The sequence below is a fragment of the Photorhabdus kayaii genome, assembly GCF_025384895.1.
In the GTDB taxonomy this organism is placed as follows: Bacteria; Pseudomonadota; Gammaproteobacteria; order Enterobacterales; family Enterobacteriaceae; genus Photorhabdus; species Photorhabdus kayaii.
In genome coordinates this window covers 1-2,705 of the sequence record NZ_JAJAFZ010000149.1, presented here as the reverse complement: position 1 = coordinate 2,705, position 2,705 = coordinate 1, and the positions used below count along the sequence as shown (strand labels likewise).

Sequence of the window (2,705 nt, the reverse complement as noted above, 5' to 3'; positions counted from 1 at the left end):
ACGCCGGCCGGTTACTTAACGTGCAACGGGCAAACATTCGATAAATCTTTATATCCGAAGTTAGCGGAAGCTTATCCTGACGGCAAAGTGCCTGATTTAAGAGGCGAATTTATCCGGGGTTGGGATGATAGTCGAGGGGTCGATCCGGGTCGGGTGTGTGGTACGTGGCAAGAAGGGTCTTATTCACTACAGGAAACTTATAATCCGCCAGACAACGTTCTTAGCTTATCATGCAATGATCGCGCGAAATTGCAGTGGGATACTCCCCAAAATAAAGATATTCAATTAAGAGCTAGAGCTTCTGGATGTTCAGCAACAACTTGGACTGCCAATGCAGCTTATATAGGGGTATCAAGACCCCGCAACGTCGCATTTAACTACATAGTGAGAGCAGTATAATGACAGAACAAAAGTACTCTTTAGAACATGAAACAGCCGTATTGGGTAAAGATGGATTAGCGATTCAACCTGGCTGGATAAAGGTTTTTCACTCGAATCAAATCACGAGAGAGTTCATCGCTTCCGATATTGAGTACGTCATGCTCGGTGTCAGTTTATCCGCCGGTGCTTATCCTGATGCCCCGGAATTGCCGAAATCTCATGACGAAGCTGTATGCCGCAGTATCGATAAAAGCCGCTGGGAAATACTCCCTGATTACCGGGGAAAAATCGCTTACGACACATTGACTCGTGCGGCTATTGAAATTACGGAAATCGGTGAGCTGCCCGACACGCTGACATTCAAGAAACCGCCCACCGACTTCGATACGTGGGATGGCAAAGAGTGGGTAGTCGATAAAGACTTACTCAAGTCTCATCAAATCAATGAAGCAAAACAACAGCAGGCAGCACTGTTACAACAAGCAAATGAAACAATCTCATTGCTACAAGACTCTGTTGACTTAGAAGTCGCTACAGACTCAGAGAAAGAAGCTCTCCTTGAATGGAGAAAGTACAGAGTGTTGCTGACTCGTGTCGATGTGAATAAAGCGCCAAATGTGGAGTGGCCGGAAGTGCCGAAATAAATTGAAAGCCGGGTGACCGGCTTATTATTTTATATATTAAATTCATCGATAAGATTCTATTGATAAGTAACTATCAATAATGAAATGATTGATATACAAAAAGGCTCTTATGAGCCTTAAGGAAAAAATACTAAATTTGGATTACAATTGTGAAGGGCGTTTTGAGTTAGTAAACATAGGCTCATTTGTGATGATAGTATTAAAATACCCCTGATCCAAAAAATTAAGCAATTTTTTGATTTCTTTCTTCTCTCTAGGTATCACGATTTTCCTAGTATTGGAGATAACTGTAATGTTTAAGTCATAGTTGATCATCTCTGCACAAGTTTGCAATCTATCAATATCAGTATCCAGTATTCCTGAATTGGATATTAAAGATACTTTTTTTTTGATAGAAGAATCAGCTAATTCCATAAAGCTTGCAGTATCTTCCATGTGAAAAATATCATGTTGAGTAAAAGATTCTAAGTCCTCCCTGGTAGCTTCAGTAAAGTATCCATCCATATCAAGAAAACGACGGACCATGTAGAAGCTTTTGAAAATTAATTTGTCTCCTATTAGCATAGCGTTTAACTTATCACTTATCGAAAAACCAGGTCTAGTTGAAACACTAAACCTATTTTTTGGTTGAGTGAGCATTTGTAAAAAAGCTTTTTCATTATTTATTACTTGTCTTTTATCGAAAACTTGAAAGAAAACTTCTGCTTCCTTTTTTTCATTAGAGGGAATACCTGTGAACAATGCCTTAAAGTAGAAAACTGATATTTCTTCAGGATTCCATATATGTACACTATCTGGGCGCTCTATGGCATCTATAATGCCTATATCATCTGTAAATTCTGGGATTGAAAAAAATTCATCAGGTGACAGATTGTAGGATACAGAGAAGGAAATTTCTTCATCATTTTCACTGATAAAACTATTTTTTGCTTCAGTGAATAAGTCTTCCATGCGTTCTTGAGCTGATTGGTCTAAGTCAATTTTGATTATTCGGTTCGGAATAATACTATCAGTTATAGCAAACAATTCCATTTTTTATCCTTAATCACATAATATATATGTATGTTCTGTTAGTTTTTTTACTCTTGCACCTTTGATTTTTGCTTTTAACAAAGGTTTTTTAGTCATTAAAACAAAACTAACGCCTGTATCATCCTCAGCCTCATAAAACCTATATTTAAATAAGACAGAAACAATAGGGTTGAAACTGTATGAGGAGGAGTGCTTTATGTAAAAAAACAAGCTGATATAAAAAAATATAGCCAGCTTGATATTCATAAAGGTGGTTGGCCCGGATATTAAAGGAAATAAGTATGTCAAAAAATAATTAGTTATTTCTTTGTCGGCTGGTGATGCTGATTCTAAGTTCTTGATAGTTATGGGATTGTATTTTATCGCCTGAATTATAATAAAATAACAAAACAGCACGCTTATAACTGCTATTGATATTGATAGACTGAAAATTAGCCAATTTTTATTTATAAAAGCAAGGAATGCTAAAGTAATACATACTGGGGCGACAGAACTAGCAGTTAGTGCGTAGCGAGAAAAATTATTAAGCATTATGTTCCCCCTCTCCCCCGTGCCTTTGATTACTGTATATAATGACAGTATATACTATATTTACTATTTTATTGCATTACAAGAAGAATTATTTGCTTTTTAGATTGGTGGACGGAG

4 protein-coding genes are annotated in these 2,705 nt (G+C 37.0%); 2 read left to right on the top strand and 2 right to left on the bottom strand.

What is annotated here, in order from left to right; all coding sequences use genetic code 11:
* Nucleotides 1–399, top strand: a 399-nt coding sequence (locus LGZ98_RS23360; protein WP_262978685.1) for a phage tail protein, incomplete at its 5' end; no start/stop codon positions are given.
* On the top strand, nt 399–1,025 hold the full coding sequence (locus LGZ98_RS23355) for a tail fiber assembly protein (RefSeq protein WP_262978684.1): 627 nt from the start codon (nt 399–401) through the stop codon (nt 1,023–1,025). The genes LGZ98_RS23360 and LGZ98_RS23355, both read left to right, overlap by 1 nt.
* A gap of 141 nt (nt 1,026–1,166) precedes the next feature.
* Here LGZ98_RS23355 and LGZ98_RS23350 read toward each other — a convergent pair whose 3' ends face one another.
* Both LGZ98_RS23350 and LGZ98_RS23345 read right to left on the bottom strand, forming a co-directional pair.
* Nucleotides 1,167–2,057: a Kiwa anti-phage protein KwaB-like domain-containing protein gene (locus tag LGZ98_RS23350; protein ID WP_113040721.1), complete on the bottom strand. Its 891-nt coding sequence runs from the start codon at nt 2,055–2,057 to the stop codon at nt 1,167–1,169.
* 9 nt (nt 2,058–2,066) lie between these two features.
* Nucleotides 2,067–2,588, bottom strand: a complete 522-nt coding sequence (locus LGZ98_RS23345) for a KwaA family protein (RefSeq protein ID WP_113040720.1) — start codon at nt 2,586–2,588, stop codon at nt 2,067–2,069.
* Nucleotides 2,589–2,705 lie beyond the last annotated feature (117 nt).

Excerpts from the sequence above, each read along its gene's own strand:
- LGZ98_RS23355 (WP_262978684.1), top strand. The coding sequence starts at position 399 with ATGACAGAACAAAAGTACTCTTTAGAACATGAAACAGCCGTATTGGGT.
- LGZ98_RS23350 (WP_113040721.1), bottom strand. The coding sequence starts at position 2,057 with ATGGAATTGTTTGCTATAACTGATAGTATTATTCCGAACCGAATAATC.
- LGZ98_RS23345 (WP_113040720.1), bottom strand. The coding sequence starts at position 2,588 with ATGCTTAATAATTTTTCTCGCTACGCACTAACTGCTAGTTCTGTCGCC.